1 protein-coding gene is annotated in these 2,027 nt (G+C 63.8%); it reads right to left on the bottom strand.

Annotated elements, in window-relative coordinates:
* A partial coding sequence (locus NJG22_RS24345) for an RHS repeat domain-containing protein (RefSeq protein ID WP_253098474.1) occupies positions 1–2,027 on the bottom strand: 2,027 nt, incomplete at both ends.

The raw sequence follows: 2,027 nt of genomic DNA, 5'->3' as shown, positions 1-2,027 counted from the left end.
TGGAAGCGAATCGGGTTGCCCAGGCCGTGCTGCTTGGCCCAGTCCGAGCGTTCCTCGCGAACTTCACCCCAAGCCTTGTACTGTCCGGCCCAAGCGACATTGCCTTGCTCATCGGTCAGCTCCATCGGCGTGCCGAGGTGGTCGCACTGGTACCAGGCAATCGCCTCGAACGGCTGCGGTTTCACCTCGGTGTGCCACAGCGGATCCTGATCAAAGTCGTACTCGCGTTGACTCCAATCCGGTTGCTTGTGCAAGCGGATCGGGCTTTTGCGCAGCGCCTGGGCAACCGGCACGAAGCTGCCCGGCTCGTACAGGTAATGCACGGTGCGGCCGGTGTCGCCTTCATCACGCGGCGGTGAGCTCTCCCAGGCCAGGGTGTCGCCGTCCCAACCAAACAGGGTGAAGCCACAGCCAAGCTCGCGTTGGCGCTTCGCTCGTTGCAGCTGGTTCCAGCCAGTCCCCGCCTCGGGGCGATCCCAGAAATGCGCCACCGAATGCTTGTGCAGACGCCGGCCCAAGGCGTCGTAGCTGTAGTCGACCTTGAGCTTGTCGTCGTTGTAGCTGGCCAGCCGGTCGAACAGGTCCCAGGTGAAGTGAGCATGGGCACCGTTGTGCAGGCGGTGCACCAGGTTGCCACGTTCGTCGTAACGGTAATGGGTACCGGCATACTCGCGCAGCAGGTTGTCCATCAGTTTGTTGCGCCGTGGATCGGCTTCCAGCGGGCGATTCAGCTCCTGGGTTTTCTGGTCAAGCAGGTTACCGGCCGGGTCAAAGGCGAAGGTTTCCACGCCCAGGCGGCTGGTGGCCTTGAGCAGGCGGCCGACGGGATCGTACTGGTACTCCAGCGGCCCCCGACGGCTGTCATGGATGTTGGTCAGCTGGCCGGCGGCGTCATAACGGTACTGGCGCTTGAGCAAGGTGGACTGGCCGTCATGGCTGCCCAACAGTTGCTCCTGCAAACGCCCGGCCGGGTCCCAGGCCTGGGTCTGCATCAGCTTATTGCCCTGGTGCCGCACCACCTCGCGGTGCAGGTCATCCCGCTCATAGGCCAGCATTTCGTGCTGGTCGAGGGTCATGCCGAGCAGGTGGCCGCTACCGTAGGTCAGCCAGCTGACCTTGTGGCCATCCGGGCGAATCGTGCTGACCCGCTGGTTGAGCGCATCGTATTCGTGCTGCCACACCGCAACCATCGGCGTACCCGTGGCCAGGTAGTGCTGGTGCTCACGGGTCAGGTTGCCGGCCTCGTCGTGGAACCATTGCAGCTTGCTGGCGGCGTTGACCGCCTGAACCAGCTGGCCGTTGCCGTTGTAGGCAAAGGTTTCGCTCTGACTCTGATCACCCAGGCGCGCCGTACGCTCGGCCAGGCGGCCCATGCGGTCGAAACGCAGGTCGATACGGCGCTGGCCCACTTGAGTGCTCGCCAGGCGACCGCTGTTCGGGTCGTACTGGTAACGGGTGACCAAGCCATCGAAACCGGTCTCTTGCAGCAGCCGGCCGACCGGGTCGTAGAGGAAGTTGGCCTTGCTCTCGTTTTCGTTTTCCAGCCCGATCAGGCGGCCAAGCTTGTCCCAGCGATAACGCAGGGTGTGCTCGTTGGCGTCGACGCGTTCGGCGAGCATACCGGCAGCGGTATAGGACCAGGTGGTGCAGCGATCAAGCGCGTCCACATGGGCCAGCAGACGGCCTTCGGCGTCACGCTCGAAGCGTTCTTCGGTCTTGTCCGGGTGAGTGACCTTGGCCAGTTGCCCGGCCTTGTATTCATAGGCGGTCTTGTTGCCCGCCGCGTCGGCGAATTCGATCAGCTGGCCGGAGGTGTCGTACGTCCACTGGCTGGTCTTGCCCGAGCAGTCGGTGTATTCGAGCAGTTGCCCGGCATCGTTGTAGGCGAGTTTCTTCTCGTTGCCGATGGCGTCCTTGATCGCCTTGACCAGCCCGGCCGGGGTGTAGGCGAACTCGGTCTTGTTGCCCAGCGGGTCGACGCTCTCGACCAGGTTGCCGCGCTCGTCGTAGTCGCGCTGCCACAGCCC

Origin of the sequence: Pseudomonas sp. VA159-2 (genome assembly GCF_024126635.1) — a bacterium.
Classification (GTDB): Bacteria; Pseudomonadota; Gammaproteobacteria; order Pseudomonadales; family Pseudomonadaceae; genus Aquipseudomonas; species Aquipseudomonas muyukensis.
This window is presented reverse-complemented; position numbering and strand designations above follow the sequence as displayed.